We start from the raw sequence: 17892 nt of genomic DNA, 5'->3' as shown, positions 1-17892 counted from the left end.
CCTCAGCCCACGCGGGCGCGCAGCCAGGCGACGTCGTCGGGCGCGCTCGCGTGGGTCTCGCACACCACGGGCGCGTCCGCCGCGCGCACGAGCGCGACCAGGGCCTCGGGGTCGATCGTGCCCTCGACGAACGTCGTGTGCCGGTCCTGGCCCGAGTCGAACGCGCCGATGCTGCCGTTGGCGTGCACCAGGTCGATCCTGCCCGTGATGCCGCGGACCGCGGTGACGGCGTCCGCCAGGTCGATCCCGCCCGCGTGCGCGTGGCACGTGTCGAGCGTGAAGCCCACCTCGACGTCCCCCGACGCCGCGGTCACCGCGTCCCACAGCTGCGCGATGCGGTCGAGCCGGCGGGCCATCGAGTGGTCGCCGCCCGCGGTGTTCTCGATCAGCACGGGCACGTCGGTCTCGAGCGACTCGACGGCCTTGCGCCAGTTGTCGAACCCCTTCGCCGGGTCGTCGGCCGCGGTCACGTGCCCGCCGTGCACGACGACGCCCGCCGCCCCGACCTGCGACGCGCCGTCCATGATCTTCTGCAGCAGCTTGCGCGACGGGATCCGGATCCGGTTGTTGGTCGAGGCCACGTTGATCACGTAGGGCGCGTGCACCACGAGCCGCAGGTCGGCCGCCGCGGCGTCGGCGCGCAACGCCTCGGCGCCGCCCGGGTATGTCCACTCGGGGCCCTTCCACGACTGCGGGTCGCTCAGGAAGATCTGCGCGACGTCCGCCCCCAGGGCCTGCGCCTGGGTGATCGCGTCCGACTGGTCGACGTGTGCTCCGATCCGCATGGGCACGAGCCTATGCCGACCGACGTCGCGCGCCCACCGCCCGGAGCACGAGCCACGCGACCGCGACCGCGGCGAGCACCGTCGCTCCGAGCGCCGCGACGAGCAGCGGCAGGTCGGTCGGGATGCCCAGGTGCACCGTGATGCCGAGGATCCGCGAGAGCCCCCACGGCAGCAGCGCCATCTGGTCGTTCCAGACCGTGAGCGCGTGCTCCGTGCCGAGCGCGGCGACCCCCAGGCCGCCGAGCACGAGCGGTGCCGCGCCGGCGGCGAGCACGCGGCCGACCGCGCCCGCACGCGAGAAGCCTGCGACGCGCAGCGCGAACGCCGCGCACACGAGCACCCACGCGAACCCGGCGAACGCGACGGTCACGTACGCGGTGCGCGCGCCGGGCGCCGTCCAGAACCCGAACCAGTAGCCGCCCGGCCCGCGCGGCGAGAGCGCCACGAGCAGCACCACGGTGCGGGCGACCGCGGCCCCGCCGACCGCGGCCACGAGCGGGCGCACGCCGCGCCGTCCGCCCGCGAGGAGCAGGACCAGGCCGAACACCGCCCACGCGCCCAGCACGAGTGCGAGGTGCGCGGGCGCGAGCGCCCACGTGTAGACGACGCGGCTCGCCACGAGGGCCAGCACGGGGACGGCGACGAGCAGCACCCGGTCGGCGCGGCCGAGCCCGGCGCCCTCGTCCGCGAGCCGCCACGGGCGGGTCGCGCCCACCCACAGCGCGCGCGCCGCGCCCGCGCCGGGCAGCCGCCGGCCGCGGCGCACGAGCAGGCGCTGCGCGGGGGCGGTCCCGAGCGCGAGGGCGACCACGAGCACCACGAGCAGGGTGCGCGCCCAGCGGGCGGCGGCGGGGTCACGGTCAGCGCGGGCCGTGCCGAGGTCGGCCGCGGTCACGGTGTACGCGGGCAGCGCGACGTCGTCGCCGTAGCGGTCGAGGTGGTCGGCGCGCGCGACATCCCAGGCCTCGCGCGCCGCGTCGCGCTGCGCGAGAACCGTCGCGGAGCCGGTGTCGAGCCACTGCGCGTGCCGCAGCACGAGCGTGCGGTAGGCGGAGAGCATGCGCAGCAGGTCGACCTCGTAGTCGAGCGCGTCGAGCATCTGACGGCGCGACGCCGGGTCGGTCCACGTCGCGGCGTCGGTCCCGGCGATCGTCGCGCGCATGCCCTCGGCCGTGGCGACCGCCGCGGCGCCCTGCGCGATCGCGTCGTCGACCGCGCCCGGCCCCGAGTCGCGGACCACGGAGTAGATGGAGTCGAGCGCGGCCGAGTCGCCCGTGAGGATGTCCCACTCGAAGATCCACATCATGGGCGGCGGCTCGAGCCCGAGCGCGCGGGTGCTGGTGCGTGCAAAGGGTGCGACGTACAGACCCTGGGTCACGGCCTCGCGCGAGTCGGCCATGGCCTGCGCGACCGCGTGCACGGTCGCGGGGTCGTCCGAGAACGTCGCGCGCGCCCAGTCGGCGGTGAGCTGTGCCGGGTCGGCGTCCGGGTCCCACGCGAGCCGCCCGGCGACGTACACGTTGAGGTCGTAGAGCTGCCAGAACCCCGTGCGCCCGTACAGGCTCAGCGGCCCGGCGTGCCACGGCCCGCCGTCCTGCGTCCACGTCCACGCCCCCTCGACCTGGGGGTTCGCGGTGCGGTAGTGGTCCAGGGCCGTCGCGAGCTGCGAGCCGAGGTCGTTCGGGACCGCGCCGAACGCCTCGAACTCGCGGCGCGCCTGGAACTCGACGACGCGCCGCTGCGTGCCGACGTCGAGCGTCGGGTTGAGCGGCAGCCACGAGTAGAAGTCGCCCGCGACGAGCTTGGTCGACACGACGAGGTGGGGCGAGTCGATCCCGTCGAGCACCGCCGCGTACGACTCGGGGTTCGTGTGCATGTCGCCGACCGCGCCCACACCCACGCTCCACGACCGGAAGATCACGTCGCGGTCGGCGTCCTCGGCGACGGCGAGGAACGCGGTGAGCATCCGGCGGACGGCGTCGGGCGTGGTCACGCCCAGCTCGGACCAGTAGTCCCAGCCGGGGTTGTCGTAGATCGCACCGCCCTCGCCGATCCGGATCATGAGGCCGTCGACGCCCGTCTCCTCGAACAGCTCGCGCAGGCCCGCCGCGTACACGTCCCACGTCCGCGCGTCCTGCGCGTCCCACCCGCGCGCGTCGAGGTACTCCTCGAGCGGCGTCGAGAGCGCGAGCATGTCGGTGCTGAGGTAGACCCGCATGCCGCGCTCGTGCGCGTACCGCCACAGCGGCGCCCAGGCCTCGCGCATCGCGAGCGCCCGGCCCACGTGCGGGTCGTCCTCGGCGTAGACCTCGTGCCCGTCGCCCACGCCCGAGAACGTCACGTACTCGAGGAACCCCGGCAGGACGATCGCGTCGTACCCGCGCGCCAGGGTGCGGTCGACGTAGTCGCGGAGCTCGGCCGCGTCGCCCGCGAACGCGTCGGCGTCGACGTACGGGGCGTCGTCGAGGATCGCGTCGTCGAACGCGCCCGAGTTGTGCGAGTAGGGGTCGCCGGCACCCCAGGCCTCGGGGGAGTCGTCGACGCCGGCGGCGCCCTTGTCGACGAGCCGCGTCGCGAGCGCGGGGGCGACAACGACGCCGTCCTCGTCGGCGGGCAGCAGCGCGTGACCGGTGCGCACCCGGTCGGCGAGCCGGTACAGGCCCGCGGCGGCGCCGCGCGCGTCGGCGGCCTCGAGGCTCCACCCCGCGGTGTCGGACGACGCCCGGTACGCCTCGTCGTCGGCGCCACCCCCGGCCGGGGCGGGGAGCGTCGCGCCCGTGCTCACCGCGAGCTCGCCCGGGGCGCCCGACCCCGGACCCGTCACGACCGTGGGGAGCGGCGCGCCGCGCGAGGCGACCGCGTCGGCGAGCTCGCCCGCGGCCTGGACGACGGCGACGTCGTCGGGGACCGCGACCGTGGTGATCGCGGGGGCGGGGTCGTCGGCGCGCACGGGCGCGACCGCGCTCGTGTCGGGCACGGGTTCGACGGGCGTGGTCGAGATCGCGAGGAACCCGCCGATCTGGCCGGCGAGACCGAACCCCAGGGCGAGCAGGAGCACGAGGGCGGTCAGGGCGAGCAGCGGGGCGCGCAGCGCGCGGCGGCGCGCGGTGGCGGGGGTGGGCGACGGCGGCGTCGCGGTGGTCGGCACCGGGACAGCGTAGGTGGTTCAGGTCACACGAAGGTCACGCGTGGGCGCGGTCACTTCCGCTGCAGGTTCGCCGTCCACACGAAGCCCCGGGTCGAGCCGTACTGGACGTCCGTGTAGTTCCCGATCCGGGCGTAGACGGTCGAGATCGTGGCCCCCTTCGGGATCTTCCGCACCTTGCGGTACCCCGAGCTCGGACCGATCCACACCGACGAGGCCCGCAGCGTCGTGTACCGCGGCGCGGCGGTCGACGTCCCCGGCTTGTCCGCCAGGACGTAGCTCGACGAGACCCAGCCCTTGGTCGAGCCGATCGTGACGGGCACGAACCCGTTCGTGAGCCGGCCGGGGGTCGAGCGCATCGCCGTCCCGCGCGAGACGGTGCGCAGGACCTTGTAGCCCGTCGACGGCCCGGACCGGACGTTGAGCGACGTCGACGCGTAGTAGGTGCAGCTCGTCTCGCGCACGCGCTGGTCGAAGATCGCCCCCTTGGCGATGCTCACGCCCCGCAACGTGAACCACCGCACGGGGTCGACCGTCGTCCCCGTGCCGTGGAACGCGCCCTTCCACACCTCGACGTGCAGGTGCGGGCTCGTCGCCGGACCGCTCGAGCCGACGAGCGCGATCCGCTGGCCCTTCGCGACCCGCTGGCCCGTCGAGACGTACTTCGTCGCCGAGTCCATGTGCACGTACGCGACGTAGTACGTCGTGCTCGCGACGGTCGTGCGGACCACGACGTAGCCCGCGTTCCCACCCTTCGGGTTCACCGCGGCGGTGACCGTCCCGCCCACGGACGCGTAGATCGGTGCGCCGCGCTGTGCCTCCAGGTCGATCCCCAGGTGCTGCGCGGACGCCCCCGCGACCGGGAGGCAGCGCGGCCCGTACATCGACGACGTGTAGAACGTCTCGGCCTTGAGCGGCAGCACGCCGGGGACGGTCGCGGCGCTCGCGGGCGCGGCCCCCACGAGCGACGCGGCGAGGACGAGCAGCGGCAGCAGGGCCGCGAGCCAACGACGGGAGCTCGGCACGGTGGGCCTCCTGGTGCGCCTGACCGCGGGACGTGCGGCCACCACCGATGGTGGCACGACGTGCGCGGCACGGGCGAGCGGTGCGCGGCGGCCCGGCGTCGGCGCAGGTGGCGGGCGTCACGGGTCAACTGCCGGACGCTTGACCCCCCGGTGACGCGGAGCGTCTACCCTCTTTACCGTGACTGACAACGTCGAGAACCCAGAGACGACAGAGGCCGGGCGCGGGCTCGCGCGCCACGACGTGCCCGACCGGCTGCGTGACGACGTCCGCCTGCTGGGCGGGCTGCTCGGCACGGTCCTCATCGAGTCGGGCGGGCAGGACCTGCTCGACGACGTCGAGCGCCTGCGCGAGCTCGTGATCGCCGCCTACGACGAGCGCGGCACCGACGGGGAGTCGTTCGCCGCGGCCGAGGCCGTCGTCAAGGGCTTCACGCTCGAGCGCGCCGAGCAGGTCGCCCGCGCGTTCACCTGCTACTTCCACCTCGCCAACCTCGCCGAGGAGTACAACCGCGTGAGGGTGCTCCGCGAGCGCGAGTCGGCCGAGACCGCGGGCGCCGCGACGAGCGACGGCTCGCTGCCGCAGGCGTTCGAGCAGCTCGCGCAGGAGGTCGGCCGCGAGGAGGCCCTGCGCCGCGTGCGCGCCCTCGAGTTCCGCCCCGTGCTGACCGCGCACCCGACCGAGGCGCGCCGCCGCGCCGTCTCGGGCACCGTGCGCCGCATCTCGGTGCTGCTCAACGAGCGCGACTCGCTCAACCTCGGGGGCGCGTCGCTCGCCGAGAACGACCGCGCGCTCGTCGCCGAGATCGACATCATGTGGCGCACGTCGCCCATCCGGGCCGCCAAGCCGACCGTGCTCGACGAGGTCAAGACCGCGCTCGGCGTGTTCGACGCGACCATGTTCGACACGTTCCCCCAGGTGTACCGCCGCCTCGACGACTTCCTGCTCGGCGAGGGCGCGGGCCGCGAGGAGCCGCTCGCCCGCCCGTTCGTGAGCCTCGGCAGCTGGATCGGCGGCGACCGCGACGGCAACCCGAACGTGACCGCCGAGGTCACCCGGGCCGCCGCGGCGCTCGCGTCCGAGCACGCGCTGACCGCGCTCGAGAGCGAGGGCCGGCGCGTCGCGCGCAAGCTCACGCTCGACGAGGAGGGCACCCCGCCGTCCGAGGACCTGCTCGCGCTGCGCCAGCGTCAGCGTCAGCTCTCGGCCGAGCTGTCCGAGAAGGCGGACGCCGAGTCGCCCCGCGAGCCGCACCGCGCCGCACTGCTGTTCGTGGTCTCGCGCATCGCCGCGACCCGGGCTCGTGACGCCGACCTCGCCTACGCGGGCCCCGAGCAGCTCGAGGCCGACCTCGCGATCGTGCAGCAGTCGCTCGTGGCTGCCGGTGCGGCGCGCTCCGCGTACGGCGACCTGCAGCAGCTCGTCTGGCAGGTCGAGACGTTCGGGTTCCACACCGCCGAGCTCGAGGTGCGTCAGCACTCGCAGGTGCACGCCGCGGCCCTGGCCGACCTCGAGAAGAACGGCGTCCACGGCGACCTCGAGGACCGCACGCGCGAGGTGCTCGACACCTACCGTGCGATCGGCTCGATCCAGCAGCGCTACGGCGTCAAGGCCGCGCGCCGCTACATCGTGTCGTTCACGCAGGCGCCCGAGCACATGGCTGCGGTGTACCAGCTCGCCGAGTACGCGTTCCCGGACCCGGCTGAGGCGCCCGTCATCGACGCGATCCCGCTGTTCGAGACGTTCGACGACCTCGAGAACAGCATCCCGATCCTCGAGTCGATGCTCACGCTCCCGCAGGTGCGCAAGCGTCTGGCCGAGACGGGCCGCCGCGTCGAGGTCATGCTCGGCTACTCGGACTCGTCCAAGGACGTCGGCCCGGTCGCCGCGACCCTCGCGCTGCACTCCGCGCAGCGCCGGATCGCCGAGTGGGCCGAGCGCAACGACATCACCCTCACGCTGTTCCACGGCCGCGGCGGCTCGCTCGGCCGTGGCGGCGGCCCCGCCAACCGTGCGGTGCTCGCGCAGCCCCCGGGCTCGGTCGACGGGCGCTTCAAGCTGACCGAGCAGGGCGAGGTCATCCTGGCCCGCTACGGCGACCCGGTCATCGCGGAGCGCCACATCGAGCAGGTCGCCGCGGCGACCCTGCTCGCGTCGGCCCCGTCGGTCGAGAAGCGCAACGCCGAGGCGACCGAGCGGTTCACCGCGCTGGCCGCCGAGCTCGACCGGACGTCGCGCGCGCGGTTCCACGAGCTCGTCAAGGCCGAGGGGTTCCCGCAGTGGTTCGCCGAGGTCACGCCGCTCGAGGAGGTCGGCCTGCTGCCGATCGGCTCGCGCCCCGCCAAGCGTGGCCTCTCGGTCAACTCGCTCGACGACCTGCGCGCGATCCCGTGGGTGTTCTCGTGGTCGCAGGCGCGCATCAACCTCGCCGGCTGGTACGGCCTGGGCACCGCGCTCAAGGAGTTCGGCGACCTCGAGCTGCTCCAGCAGGCGAACCGCGAGTGGCCGCTGTTCTCGACGCTGCTCGACAACGTCGAGATGTCCCTCGCCAAGACCGACGAGCGCATCGCGCAGCAGTACCTCGCGCTCGGCGACCGCGACGACCTCGCCGAGATGGTGCTCACCGAGCTCCGCCTCACGCGCGAGTGGGTCCTGAAGGTCACGGGCAACGCGTGGCCGCTCTCGGGTCGCCGCGTGCTCGGCCGGGCCGTGCAGCTGCGCTCGCCCTACGTCGACGCGCTCTCGCTCATCCAGGTGCGCGCGCTGCGCGGCCTGCGCCACGGCGAGATCGAGACCGGCGAGAACGGCGTGAGCCCCGCGACGACCGACGAGCTGCGGCACCTGCTGCTGCTCACCGTGAACGGCGTGTCGGCGGGCCTGCAGAACACCGGGTGACGCCACCCCCCGGGGTGATCCCGGACGAGCACGCGAGCGGCGGTCGAGGGTTCCTCGGCCGCCGCTCGCGTGCGTCACGCGGGCTCGGGCCGCGCCATGACCTTGAACCGTGCCCCGAACGGGTCGACGAGCGTCGCGAGCCGCCCGTAGGGCGTGTCCTCGGGTCCCTGCTCGACGCTCCCGCCGTGCGCGGTCGCGAGCGCGGCGGTCTCGTCGGCGTCGGTGACCTCGACGTACACGCCCCAGTGCGCGGGCATCGCCTCGGGCAGCCACGCGGAGGCGTCCATGACGCCCGCCCACTGCGCGTCGTCGGCCGTCTGCACCGCGTAGCGGAAGTCGTTCGTGTCGCCCTGCACCTCGATCTGCCAGCCGAAGACGTCCTGGTAGAAGTCGAGCGCCGCGCGGTAGTCGCGCGTGAGCAGCTCGTGCCACGTCGGGGCGCCTGGCTCCTCGGCGACCTGGAACCCGTCGTGCCCCCGCGCCTCCCACAGCCCGACCGCGGCGCCGCCCGGGTCGGCGACGAACGCCATGACGCCCTGCCCGGGGATCTCCATGACGGGCACGAGCGCGGTGCCTCCGGAGGCCACGGCACGGTCCAGGGTCGCTGCGGCGTCCGACACCTTGAGGTAGACCTGCCACGCGGACGGCGCGGTGCCCGGGTTGGGCCCGACGCCGGCGACGACCTTGCCGTCGAGCGTGAACGCGCCGTAGTGGCCGAACTCCGCGCCGTAGTCGTGGTGCTCCCAGCCGAGCACCGCGGTGTAGAACGCGACGCTCGCGGGCAGGTCGTCCGTGCCCAGGTCGTTCCAGCAGGGGGCACCGAGGGGCACGTTCGCACGGGCAGCCATGGCACGACCGTACTGCGGGGCGTCCCCGCGCGCCGGACGGGCAGGGGAGATCTTGCGTGCCGCTGCGCACGTGGTGACAGTGGGCGCATGAGCACCGAGATCCGCACCGCAGCCCAGGCCACGCTCCCCGCCGTCCCCACGCAGCTGTGGATCGGCGGGCGGTGGCGCGACGCCACGGGCGGGGGCACGTTCGCCGTGACCGACCCGGCGAACGGCAACGAGCTCGCGCGCGTCCCCGACGCCACGGTGGCGGACGCCGTCACCGCGCTCGACGCGGCCGTGGCCACCCAGGCCGAGTGGGCCGCGACACCGCCGCGCGAACGCGGCGAGGTGCTGCGGCGCGCGTTCGAGCTGGTCGTGGAGCGCACCGACGAGCTCGCGACGATCATGACGCTCGAGATGGGCAAGTCCCTCGCGGAGTCGCGCGCCGAGATCGCGTACGCGGCCGAGTTCTTCCGGTGGTTCTCGGAGGAGGCGGTGCGGATCGCGGGACGCTGGTCGACGGCCCCCGCCGGCGGGTCGCGACTGCTCACCATGAAGCAGCCCGTGGGCCCGTGCCTGTTCGTCACGCCCTGGAACTTCCCGCTCGCGATGGGCACCCGCAAGATCGGGCCGGCGCTCGCCGCCGGCTGCACCGTGGTGGTCAAGCCGGCGTCGGCGACGCCGCTGTCGATGCTCGCGCTCGCGGGGATCCTCGCCGAGGCGGGCCTGCCGGACGGCGTGCTGAACGTCGTCACGACGCGCTCGACGGGCGACGTGGTCGACCGTCTGCTCGCCGACCCCCGGCTGCGCAAGGTCTCGTTCACGGGCTCGACCGACGTGGGCCGGGGCATCGCGGCCAAGGCCGCGCAGAACCTGCTGCGCGTGTCGATGGAGCTCGGCGGCAACGCGCCGTTCCTGGTGTTCGCCGACGCGGACCTCGACGCCGCGGTCGAGGGCGCGATGCTCGCGAAGATGCGCAACGTGGGCGAGGCGTGCACCGCGGCCAACCGGTTCCACGTGCACCGCGACGTCGCGGACGAGTTCGCCGCGCGGCTCGCGGACCGCTTCGCGGCGCTCACGCTCGGGCACGGGACGGCCGAGGGGACCGACGTCGGCCCGCTCGTGGACGCCTCGACGCGCGACAAGGTCGCCGAGCTCGTCGACGACGCGGTCTCGACCGGCGGGCGCGTGCTCACGGGCGGCACGGCGGTCGACGGGCCGGGGTACTTCTACCGGCCGACGGTGATCACCGGCGTGACGGGCGAGGCGCGGATCCTGCGCGAGGAGGTGTTCGGGCCCGTCGCGCCGATCACCGTGTTCGACGACGACGCCGAGGCCGTGCGGGCCGCGAACGACACCGAGCTGGGCCTGACGGCGTACGTGTTCACGCGGTCGCTCGACCGTGCGATCCGGGTCAGCGAGGCGCTCGAGACCGGGATGGTCGGGCTCAACGCGGGCATCGTGTCGAACCCGGCGGCGCCGTTCGGCGGGGTCAAGGCGAGCGGGTACGGGCGCGAGGGTGGCGTCGAGGGGATCGAGGAGTACCTGTCGACCAAGTACGTCGCGGTCGCGCTGCCCGACTGAGGCGCTGAGGGCCCCACGGCGTCAGAGTTCGAGGTCGACCGGGTCCACACGTCGAAGCCCCGGGACGCCGTCATAGTCACGGTCTGGCGAGAGGATGACGGAGATGCCGAGCAGGAGGCCCGTCGCGGCGTGCACGGCGTCCCGTCCGCCGAGCGTTGTGCGCGCGACGAGCGCCAGGGAACGGTCGAGAACGGCACGATCGAAGGGGTGGAGCACGCAGACCGCGGCAGCGAGCTGCGCCTGCCGTACCGCGTCCGCACGGTTTGTCCGCCGCATCCGGTGGTGGACCAGCTCCTGCACGAGCTCGATGCTCGCGTGCAGCTCGACGACTCCCCGTTCGGCGGCGGCGATGACCGCTCGGCATGCGTCGCGCTGCTCGTGCGCCCCACCGAGCGCGTAGGCGAACACTGCCGTGTCGACGAGCGTGCGCCCGCCCACGACGCCCTCGCGCCGAGATCCGGTCGTCGTCACGGTACCTGTGGCGCGATGTCGCCGACCAAGGCGCGCTTGGACTCGGCCCAGTCGGGCTCGGGCCCGGCGTCCGTCAATGGTTCGGCCAGGAAGTCACGCGCGGCGGAGGCCCGCAGGGCGACGTCCGACGCGAAGTGCTGGTCGATCGCTTCGCGGACGACCGTGGCCACCGATGAGCCTCGCGCAGTCGCCTCCGCCTCGAGGCGGGCGTACCGCTCCTGGTCTACCAGGATCTGCAGGCGTCGTTCGAGCAAGGACATGCTCATACGTTAGCAGGAGTATGCATGCTGCGTACCGTCGCTGTGCACGAGAAGATTGCCCGGGAACACCGTCGGGCTCCGCGCGGTTGCGCACGTCGTGACTTCTGACGTGGGCTTCCGGTCCGAGCGCGGCCCCATCCTGATCGCCCTGATGATGACGACCGGGCTCATCGCGATCGACGCGACGATCCTCGCGACCGCCGTCCCGACGATCGTCGACGACCTCGGCGGGTTCGCGCAGTTCCCGTGGCTGTTCTCGGTGTACCTGCTCGCGCAGGCCGTGTCGGTGCCGGTGTACGCCAAGCTCTCCGACGTGGTGGGCCGCAAGCCGATCGTCCTGCTGGGGATCGGTCTGTTCCTGCTGGGCTCGCTGCTGTGCGGCCTCGCGTGGTCCATGCCCGCGCTCATCGCGTTCCGCGCGGTCCAGGGCCTCGGGGCCGGCGCGGTCCAGCCCATGGCGATCACGATCGCGGGCGACATCTACACGCTCGCCGAGCGCGCCAAGGTCCAGGGCTACCTCGCGAGCGTCTGGGCGATCTCGTCGGTCGTCGGCCCGACCCTCGGCGGGGTGTTCTCGGAGCTCGGCATCTGGCGCTGGATCTTCTTCGTCAACGTCCCGCTGTGCCTGCTCGCCGGGTACCTCATCGTGCGCAGCTTCGACGAGACGATCGAGAAGACGACGCACCGCATCGACTACGCGGGCGCGACCCTGCTGACGACGTCCCTGACCCTGCTGATCCTCAGCGTGCTCGAGGGCGGGCAGGCGTGGGCCTGGGGCTCCTGGCAGTCGATCGGCGGGTTCGCCCTCGGCGGCGTCCTGCTCGTCGCGTTCGTGCTCGTCGAGCGTCGCGCCCCCGAGCCCGTGCTGCCGCTGTGGGTGTTCTCGCGACGCCTGCTGCTCTCGACCGCCCTGGTCGCGCTCGGCGTCGGCGCGATCCTCATCGGTCTGACGTCGTTCGTGCCGACCTTCCTCGAGGGCACCCTCGGCGTCTCGCCTCTCGTGTCCGGGCTCGCGATCGCCGCGCTGACCCTCGGGTGGCCGATCGCGGCCTCGTTGTCCGGGCGCCTGTACCTGCGCATCGGGTTCCGTCGCACCGTGCTCATCGGGATGGGTCTCGCGATCACCGGGACGCTCCTCATGGCGTTCCTCGCCGGCTCGCCGTCGGTCGTGTCGGTCGCGCTCTCGACGTTCGTGGTCGGCCTCGGCCTCGGCCTCGTCGCGACCCCGTCGCTCATCGCGGCGCAGACGTCCGTGCCGTGGAACGAGCGCGGCGTCGTGACGGGCAACAACATGTTCGCGCGGTCCATCGGCAGCGCCGTCGGCGTCGCGATCTTCGGAGCGCTCGCCAACAACGTCCTCGGGGCGGACGGCGCGGGCGACCCCGCCGTCGTCGGCGACGCCTCGCAGGTGGTGTTCGTCGCGGTCGCGGTCGCCGCCGTCGCGACGCTCGCGGCGGCGCTGTGCATGCCGCGCACGGTCCAGGAGGCGCCCGAGCCGGTGCCCGCCGCCTAGGCTCCCGCGGGCCACTCTGACGTATCGTCGATGCATGGAACCGATCGTCGAACTCGCGTGGGTGCCCCGGACGGCTTCCGCCGTCGTCAGCACGCGAGAAGGCCGTGCGGACTGGTCCCATCTGCTCTCGCGGGCGAACTTCGGTCACGAGCGCATCGTCATCACCCGTAACGGTCGGCCTGCCGGCCTGCCGGCGTGCTGATGGGGATGGACGAATTGGAGCACCTCGAGCGCCTCGAGGAACTCGTGGACAGCCTCGCCGTGGCGCAGGCGCGGGCTGAGGACGACGGGGAGCGCATCGACGCTGACGCGCTCTACGCCGCCCTCGGCCTGTGACGGATACGCCCTCTGCGGTGAGGTTCACCTGGCCCTCGTCGCGACCCCGTCGCTCATCGCGGCGCGGACGTCCGTGGAGTGGAACGAGCGCGGCGTCGTGACCGGCAACAACATGCCGCGCACGGTCCAGGAGGCGCCCGAGCCGGTGCCCGCCGCCTCGGCTCCCGCAGGCGTCGAGGCCGTGTCGATGCGGACGTCGACCAGCAGGTCGGCCCGGTCCCGCGGCGCGAACCGCGCCTCGAAGTCGCGCTCGTTCGGCACCCAGACCTCGTTCCACAGGGCGTCGTGCCGCCGCCCGAGATCGGCGTCGCGCGCCATGCCGCGGGACGTCGCGGTCGCCAGGTCGACGTCGCACCACACCGCGACGTCCAGCGCGGGCGACGCGTCAGGGTGGAACAGCCCGATCAGGTCGACCACCATCACGTCGGCGACGGGCACGGGCTCCGGGGCGCCGAGCGCACGCACGCCCCAGTCGAAACGCCGGAACGTCGATGCACGGCTCTCGCGGAACGGCGTGAGCACCTCCGTGACGAGGCGCTCACGCTCGACGCCGTCCCAGTCGGTCGAGCGCCGGTGCGAGCGCACCGGATCGAGGAAGTCGTCACCGCGCATCCGGACCGCGCCCGGCACCGCGGCGACGATCCGCCTCGCGAGGGTCGACTTGCCCGACCCCCCGTACCCCGAGACGCCGACGACGATCGGCCGGCCTGCGAGACGCTGCTCGGCGGCGATGCGGTCGGTGAGCTCGGCGATCACGAGCCCAGCGCACCCAGCACGCGCTGCACGCTCGAGCGCAGCCCCCAGCGCTCGGTCAGCGCGTCGAGGGCCGCGGGGTCGGCCGGGGCCGCGGGGACGGCGTCCGACACCTCGCCCACGGGGGCGTCGGGGGCGACGGTCACGACCACGGGCGCGACGGCCAGGTAGTCGGCGGCCTCGACGAGGCGGCGACGCTGCGTCGCGGTCAGGCCCTTGTCGGACTCGTCGTCGCGCGCGGCGAGGATCCCGTCGAGCGAGCCGTACCGGTCGAGCAGCTTCGCGGCGGTCTTCTCGCCGATGCCCGCGACGCCCGGCAGCCCGTCCGAGGGGTCGCCGCGCAGCGTCGCCATCTCGGCGTACGCACGGCCCGAGGCGACCGCGTACTTCTCGCGCAGCAGCGCCTCGTCGACGACCGTGAGGTCCTTGACGCCGCGGGCGGGGTAGAGCACGCGCACGCCCGCGGCGTCGTCGACGAGCTGGAACAGGTCGCGGTCGCCCGTGACGACGTCGACCGGCACGCCCGACCCGGACGCGAGCTCGCGCGCGACGAGCGTGCCGATCACGTCGTCCGCCTCGTAGCCGGGCACGCCCACGCGGGCGATGCCGAGCGCCGCGAGCACCTCGACGATCACCGCGACCTGCGGCGTGAGCGCGTCGGGCACCTCCTCGACGTCGCCGGCGTCCGACCCGCCGGCCGAGCCGCCCGCGGGCGTCGCGACGCGGTGCGCCTTGTAGCTGGGGATCGCCGCGACCCGGAACGCGGGCCGCCAGTCGTCGTCCCAGCAGGCGACGAGCCGCGTCGGCCGGTACTCGGTCACGAGCGTCGCGATCATGTCGAGCAGCCCGCGGACGGCGTTCACCGGCGACCCGTCGGGCGCGCGCAGCGAGTCCGGGACGCCGTAGAACGCGCGGAAGTACAGCGAGGCGGTGTCGAGCAGCAGCAGCTTCTCGGGGCGGTCGGTCATGCGCCCCACGGTAGCGGTGGGGGGCGACGCGGACGGCGTCAGCGCAGCGGGTGCCACCGGTTGCCCCACCGGCGCGTGACCCTGGGCGGCGACGCCTCGGCCATCTCCTCGACCCGGTGGTACGCGGCGAGCCCGACCTGCGCGGCCGCGACGTCGGTGTCGACCATGAACCGCACCGTGATCCGGGCCTGGCCGCGCACGACCGCGATGTCGGTCGCCTCGACCGTCGCGAGCGCGGCCACGGCATCCGCGGTCGCGGGGAGCACGGTGGCCGGGTCCGTCGAGCGGTCGAGCGCCCCGACGGCGAGGGTCACGCGGTACGACGGCACCGACCCAGCCTCCCACAGCGGCCCGCGGCTGGTCGGCGATGAGTTCCGGCCCGGGGGACGGTCTGCCCCTCGGAGGCCGTCGCCCGACGGCCGGAGCGGAGCAACCATGTTCACCACCGGGTTCAGCGGGTTCTCGGTCGACGACGTCCCCGCGGCGCGCGCCTTCTACGGCGACGTGCTCGGCCTGCCCGTCGAGGGCGACGACATGCTGCGCGTGACCATCGCTCCGGGCGTCGACGTGCTCGTCTACCCCAAGGGCGAGGCGCACCGGCCGGCGTCCTTCACGATCCTCAACTTCCCCGTGCCCGACGTCGCGGCGGCCGTGGCCGAGCTGAGGGCGCGCGGCGTCGAGTTCGAGACGTACGAGGGCACACCCACGGCGGTCGACGACGACGGGGTGTTCCGCGGCGGCGGCCCGGAGATCGCGTGGTTCACCGACCCCGCGGGCAACGTCCTGTCCGTGCTGGCGGACGACGCGCGCTGACCGGCGTCGGGCGCGGCACTACAGCGCGGCGGCGAGCGCGATGCCGAGCGCCGCGGCCGCGACGGCCGCGACCGTGGTGCCGAGCGCGTTGGCGAGCGCGAGCCGCCCGCGGTCCGACTGCGCGAGCCGCACCGTCTCGACCATCGCGGTCGAGAACGTGGTGAACCCGCCGCAGAACCCGGTCGCGGCGTACAGGTGCCAGGCCTCGGGGGCGTCGTGGTGGATCACGGCGCCCATGACGACGCCGATCACGAACGATCCCAGCACGTTGATCGTGAACGTCGCCCACGGGAAGGCGGTGCGCCAGCGCGCCCGGATCACGCCGTCGGTCACGAAGCGCGCCCCGGCGCCCAGGCCGCCGCACACGCACACCAGCACGAACGTCATGCGCGTGCGCCCCGCGCTGCGAGCACGACGCCACCCGTGCAGGCGAGCGCGCCGAGCACGAGCGTCGCCGCGGCGTACCCGAGCGCGGTCGCGACGTCACCGCCCGCGAGGAGCCGCTCGATCTCGAACGCGAGCGACGAGAATGTCGTGAACCCGCCGAGCGCGCCCGTCCCGACGCCGAGCCGCACGCGCCGCAGGCCCGTGGTCTCGGGGCCGCGGCGCACGAGCGCCTCGAGCAGCAGGCCCAGGCAGAACGCCCCGACGACGTTCGCGGTGAGGGTCGCGAGCGGCCAGCCCGCGACCGTCGGGACGGCGAGCGCGAGCCCGTACCGCCCGGCCGTGCCGACCGCCCCGCCGAGCACCACGAGGGCGACGAGCGCGGGCTGCGCGTGCGCGGGCCGCGGGGGCCGCGAGGACTCTGCGGTCACCGGGCGTCGGTCCCGTCGTCGTCGGTCCTGTCATCGCCGCGCCGGCGGTCGTCGACCCGGTGGTCGTGGTGCAGGTTCGGCAGCACCGTCACGGGCCGGTGCTGCGAGTGCGCGAGGCGCCCCGCGACGGACGTGCCGATCACGGTCTCCATCCACCGGCCGAACCCGGGCTTGTGCGTCCCGACGACCACGAGCGTCGCGTCGTGCGCCTCGGCGGCCGCGACGATCCCGTCGCGCACCTCGCCCGCGGTGCGCTCGTACGACCACGCGACCCCGGTGCCGTCGAGCTGCGCGGCGAGGTCCGCGCGCAGGGCGTCGTCGCCCGCCCAGGCGTCGCCGTCCGGGTCGAGCGGGACGACGACGCGCGCGCCGTCCGCGTCGTGCTCCAGGACGCTCGCCGGGTCGACCCACACGCACACCAGGCCCACGCCGAGACGGCGCGCGAGCTGCGCGGCCCGCCGGGCGACGTCCTGCCCCTGGCCGGGGTGCACGCCCACCACGACCGGCCCGGAGCCGGGGCTCCCGTCGCCGTGCGGGTGGTCCGGGTCGTGCGCCGCCGGGCGGCCGCCGTGCGTCATGCGTCCACCGTATCGTCGGCGCCCGCGGCAGGGGCGCCGTGCGGGCGCCCGACGCCGGGGCTCAGGCGTCGAGGTGCAGCGGCAGCCCGAAGCGGGGGAAGTGGGTGCCGACCTCCAGGAACGCGACGATGCCGGTCACGCGGCCGTCGGCGTCGAGGTCGAGCACCTGCAGCGCCCAGGCGTCGTGCCCGCCGGTGGGCGACGGGCGGTACTGGCCGAACGCGACCGACCCGTTCGCTGCGACGGGCACGAGCCGCGAGCCGCGACACCCGTGCCCGGGGCCGACCATCCAGCGCACGACCTCGGGCGCGCCGCGCAGCCACAGGTCGTAGGGCGGCATCGAGAGGGTCGCGTCCTCGTGCAGCAGCGCGACGAGCGCGTCCATGTCGTACCGCTCGAACGCGTCGACGTACCGCGCGAGCAGGGCCGCCTCGACCGCGGACGGCGCCCCCGAGCTCCAGCGCGTGCGCGCGGCGAGCGTCGCCCGGGCCCGCTGCAGCGCGCTGTTGACCGACGCGACCGTGGTGTCGAGCAGCGTGGCGACCTCGTCGGCGCGCCAGCGCAGCACCTCGCGCAGGATCAGGACCGCACGCTGCTTGGGCGGCAGGTGCTGGATCGCGGCGACGAAGGCGAGCCGGATCGACTCCCTGCCCACCGCGACGTCGGCCGGGTCGCCGTCGAGCGGCAGCACCGAGTCGTCGGCGACGGGCTGGACGAACCTGTCCTCGGGCAGCACGTCGCCGAGGTTCTCGAGCTCGGCGGTGCGCGCCGCGGTCATGTCGACGGGACGCTCGCGCCGCTGCCGGCCCGCGAGCGCGTCGAAGCACACGTTGGTCGCGATGCGGTAGAGCCACGAGCGCAACGACGAGCGGCCCTCGAAGCGCTCGTACGAGCGCCAGGCGCGCACGAAGGTGTCCTGCACCGCGTCGTCGGCCTCGAACGACGAGCCGAGCATCCGGTAGCAGTAGCCCGTGAGCTCGCGGCGGTACGCGTCGAGCGCGTCGCCCAGGCCGTCGAGCGTGGGGAGGTCGTCGCGGGTCGTGACAGCCGTGCCCGCTGCGATTGTCTCGGTCATGCCTGCTCCTCGGGGTGGCGCGCCGGGAGCTCGACGCGCGGCGGACGT

General features: G+C 74.4%; 19 protein-coding genes. 6 read left to right on the top strand and 13 right to left on the bottom strand.

The genetic code is table 11. From position 1 onward, the window contains the following. Positions 1-2: 2 nt before the first annotated feature. Genes CLV28_RS05200 through CLV28_RS05190 form a run of 3 tightly spaced genes read right to left on the bottom strand, consistent with a single transcriptional unit; the run spans position 3 to position 4955 of the window. On the bottom strand, positions 3-791 hold the full coding sequence (locus CLV28_RS05200; protein WP_203968215.1) for a deoxyribonuclease IV: 789 nt from the start codon (positions 789-791) through the stop codon (positions 3-5). Positions 792-795: 4 nt separating this feature from the next. After that, a complete protein-coding gene (locus tag CLV28_RS05195; RefSeq protein WP_239073294.1) occupies positions 796-3933 on the bottom strand; it encodes a hypothetical protein in 3138 nt (1045 codons plus the stop codon). Positions 3934-3983: 50 nt separating this feature from the next. Next, positions 3984-4955: a peptidoglycan DD-metalloendopeptidase family protein gene (locus CLV28_RS05190; RefSeq protein ID WP_100422124.1), complete on the bottom strand. Its 972-nt coding sequence runs from the start codon at positions 4953-4955 to the stop codon at positions 3984-3986. 178 nt (positions 4956-5133) lie between these two features. Here CLV28_RS05190 and CLV28_RS05185 point away from each other — a divergent pair, with 178 nt between their 5' ends. Further along, entirely contained in the window at positions 5134-7848 is a 2715-nt protein-coding gene (locus tag CLV28_RS05185) for a phosphoenolpyruvate carboxylase (protein WP_239073295.1), read from the top strand. 74 nt (positions 7849-7922) lie between these two features. Here the strand turns inward: CLV28_RS05185 and CLV28_RS05180 are convergent, their stop codons facing one another. Continuing rightward, positions 7923-8696 (bottom strand): VOC family protein, encoded by a 774-nt coding sequence (locus CLV28_RS05180; protein ID WP_100422123.1) that lies wholly within the window; start codon positions 8694-8696, stop codon positions 7923-7925. Between the two features lie 87 nt (positions 8697-8783). Here CLV28_RS05180 and CLV28_RS05175 point away from each other — a divergent pair, with 87 nt between their 5' ends. Beyond that, the gene (locus tag CLV28_RS05175; RefSeq protein ID WP_100422122.1) at positions 8784-10262 is read left to right on the top strand and encodes an NAD-dependent succinate-semialdehyde dehydrogenase; all 1479 of its coding nucleotides are present in this window, start codon (positions 8784-8786) and stop codon (positions 10260-10262) included. Between the two features lie 21 nt (positions 10263-10283). On the opposite strand, the gene CLV28_RS05170 is transcribed toward CLV28_RS05175, so the two are convergent. Together CLV28_RS05170 and CLV28_RS05165 are read right to left on the bottom strand one after the other, a co-directional pair. Continuing rightward, positions 10284-10700, bottom strand: coding sequence for a type II toxin-antitoxin system VapC family toxin (locus CLV28_RS05170; RefSeq protein WP_157802512.1), 417 nt, complete (start codon positions 10698-10700; stop codon positions 10284-10286). Between the two features lie 29 nt (positions 10701-10729). Then, complete coding sequence (locus tag CLV28_RS05165; RefSeq protein ID WP_157802511.1) at positions 10730-10993, bottom strand: ribbon-helix-helix protein, CopG family; 264 nt, start codon at positions 10991-10993, stop codon at positions 10730-10732. Between the two features lie 151 nt (positions 10994-11144). Here CLV28_RS05165 and CLV28_RS05160 point away from each other — a divergent pair, with 151 nt between their 5' ends. Genes CLV28_RS05160 through CLV28_RS15425 form a run of 3 tightly spaced genes read left to right on the top strand, consistent with a single transcriptional unit; the run spans position 11145 to position 12842 of the window. Continuing rightward, positions 11145-12506 (top strand): MFS transporter, encoded by a 1362-nt coding sequence (locus CLV28_RS05160; RefSeq protein ID WP_100422432.1) that lies wholly within the window; start codon positions 11145-11147, stop codon positions 12504-12506. Positions 12507-12540: 34 nt separating this feature from the next. Further along, positions 12541-12708 (top strand): type II toxin-antitoxin system prevent-host-death family antitoxin, encoded by a 168-nt coding sequence (locus tag CLV28_RS15430; RefSeq protein ID WP_157802510.1) that lies wholly within the window; start codon positions 12541-12543, stop codon positions 12706-12708. Next, a complete protein-coding gene (locus CLV28_RS15425) occupies positions 12702-12842 on the top strand; it encodes a hypothetical protein (protein WP_157802509.1) in 141 nt (46 codons plus the stop codon). Before CLV28_RS15430 ends, CLV28_RS15425 begins: the two co-directional genes overlap by 7 nt. Positions 12843-12866: 24 nt before the next feature. Here CLV28_RS15425 and CLV28_RS05155 read toward each other — a convergent pair whose 3' ends face one another. The 3 genes from CLV28_RS05155 to CLV28_RS05145 are packed head-to-tail and all read right to left on the bottom strand — an operon-like array spanning position 12867 to position 14892. After that, the gene (locus CLV28_RS05155; protein ID WP_239073296.1) at positions 12867-13598 is read right to left on the bottom strand and encodes a nucleoside/nucleotide kinase family protein; all 732 of its coding nucleotides are present in this window, start codon (positions 13596-13598) and stop codon (positions 12867-12869) included. Further along, positions 13595-14563 carry a 5'-3' exonuclease gene (locus CLV28_RS05150; protein WP_100422119.1) on the bottom strand — a complete coding sequence of 323 codons (969 nt, stop codon included), beginning with the start codon at positions 14561-14563 and terminating at the stop codon, positions 13595-13597. The genes CLV28_RS05155 and CLV28_RS05150 overlap by 4 nt, the downstream gene beginning before the upstream one ends. Before the next feature lie 38 nt (positions 14564-14601). Further along, on the bottom strand, positions 14602-14892 hold the full coding sequence (locus CLV28_RS05145; RefSeq protein ID WP_100422118.1) for a hypothetical protein: 291 nt from the start codon (positions 14890-14892) through the stop codon (positions 14602-14604). 106 nt (positions 14893-14998) lie between these two features. Between CLV28_RS05145 and CLV28_RS05140 the strand changes: the two genes are divergently transcribed. After that, positions 14999-15376: a VOC family protein gene (locus CLV28_RS05140; RefSeq protein WP_100422117.1), complete on the top strand. Its 378-nt coding sequence runs from the start codon at positions 14999-15001 to the stop codon at positions 15374-15376. Positions 15377-15394: 18 nt separating this feature from the next. Here CLV28_RS05140 and crcB read toward each other — a convergent pair whose 3' ends face one another. The 4 genes from crcB to CLV28_RS05120 form a co-directional block, all read right to left on the bottom strand. Beyond that, the gene (crcB, locus tag CLV28_RS05135) at positions 15395-15763 is read right to left on the bottom strand and encodes a fluoride efflux transporter CrcB (protein WP_100422116.1); all 369 of its coding nucleotides are present in this window, start codon (positions 15761-15763) and stop codon (positions 15395-15397) included. Continuing rightward, a complete protein-coding gene (locus CLV28_RS05130; RefSeq protein WP_100422115.1) occupies positions 15760-16191 on the bottom strand; it encodes a fluoride efflux transporter FluC in 432 nt (143 codons plus the stop codon). Before CLV28_RS05130 ends, crcB begins: the two co-directional genes overlap by 4 nt. Then, positions 16188-16769, bottom strand: coding sequence for a universal stress protein (locus CLV28_RS05125; RefSeq protein WP_100422114.1), 582 nt, complete (start codon positions 16767-16769; stop codon positions 16188-16190). Before CLV28_RS05125 ends, CLV28_RS05130 begins: the two co-directional genes overlap by 4 nt. Positions 16770-16830: 61 nt before the next feature. Next, the gene (locus CLV28_RS05120) at positions 16831-17844 is read right to left on the bottom strand and encodes a sigma-70 family RNA polymerase sigma factor (RefSeq protein ID WP_100422113.1); all 1014 of its coding nucleotides are present in this window, start codon (positions 17842-17844) and stop codon (positions 16831-16833) included. Positions 17845-17892 lie beyond the last annotated feature (48 nt).

The organism is Sediminihabitans luteus, assembly GCF_002797595.1.
GTDB classification, from domain to species: domain Bacteria; phylum Actinomycetota; class Actinomycetes; order Actinomycetales; family Cellulomonadaceae; genus Paraoerskovia; species Paraoerskovia lutea.
This window is presented reverse-complemented; position numbering and strand designations above follow the sequence as displayed.

Excerpts from the sequence above, each read along its gene's own strand:
- CLV28_RS05180 (WP_100422123.1), bottom strand. The coding sequence starts at position 8,696 with ATGGCTGCCCGTGCGAACGTGCCCCTCGGTGCCCCCTGCTGGAACGAC.
- CLV28_RS05175 (WP_100422122.1), top strand. The coding sequence starts at position 8,784 with ATGAGCACCGAGATCCGCACCGCAGCCCAGGCCACGCTCCCCGCCGTC.
- CLV28_RS05165 (WP_157802511.1), bottom strand. The coding sequence starts at position 10,993 with ATGTCCTTGCTCGAACGACGCCTGCAGATCCTGGTAGACCAGGAGCGG.
- CLV28_RS05160 (WP_100422432.1), top strand. The coding sequence starts at position 11,145 with ATGATGACGACCGGGCTCATCGCGATCGACGCGACGATCCTCGCGACC.
- CLV28_RS15430 (WP_157802510.1), top strand. The coding sequence starts at position 12,541 with ATGGAACCGATCGTCGAACTCGCGTGGGTGCCCCGGACGGCTTCCGCC.
- CLV28_RS05150 (WP_100422119.1), bottom strand. The coding sequence starts at position 14,563 with ATGACCGACCGCCCCGAGAAGCTGCTGCTGCTCGACACCGCCTCGCTG.
- CLV28_RS05140 (WP_100422117.1), top strand. The coding sequence starts at position 14,999 with ATGTTCACCACCGGGTTCAGCGGGTTCTCGGTCGACGACGTCCCCGCG.
- crcB (WP_100422116.1), bottom strand. The coding sequence starts at position 15,763 with ATGACGTTCGTGCTGGTGTGCGTGTGCGGCGGCCTGGGCGCCGGGGCG.
- CLV28_RS05125 (WP_100422114.1), bottom strand. The coding sequence starts at position 16,769 with ATGACGCACGGCGGCCGCCCGGCGGCGCACGACCCGGACCACCCGCAC.
- CLV28_RS05120 (WP_100422113.1), bottom strand. The coding sequence starts at position 17,844 with ATGACCGAGACAATCGCAGCGGGCACGGCTGTCACGACCCGCGACGAC.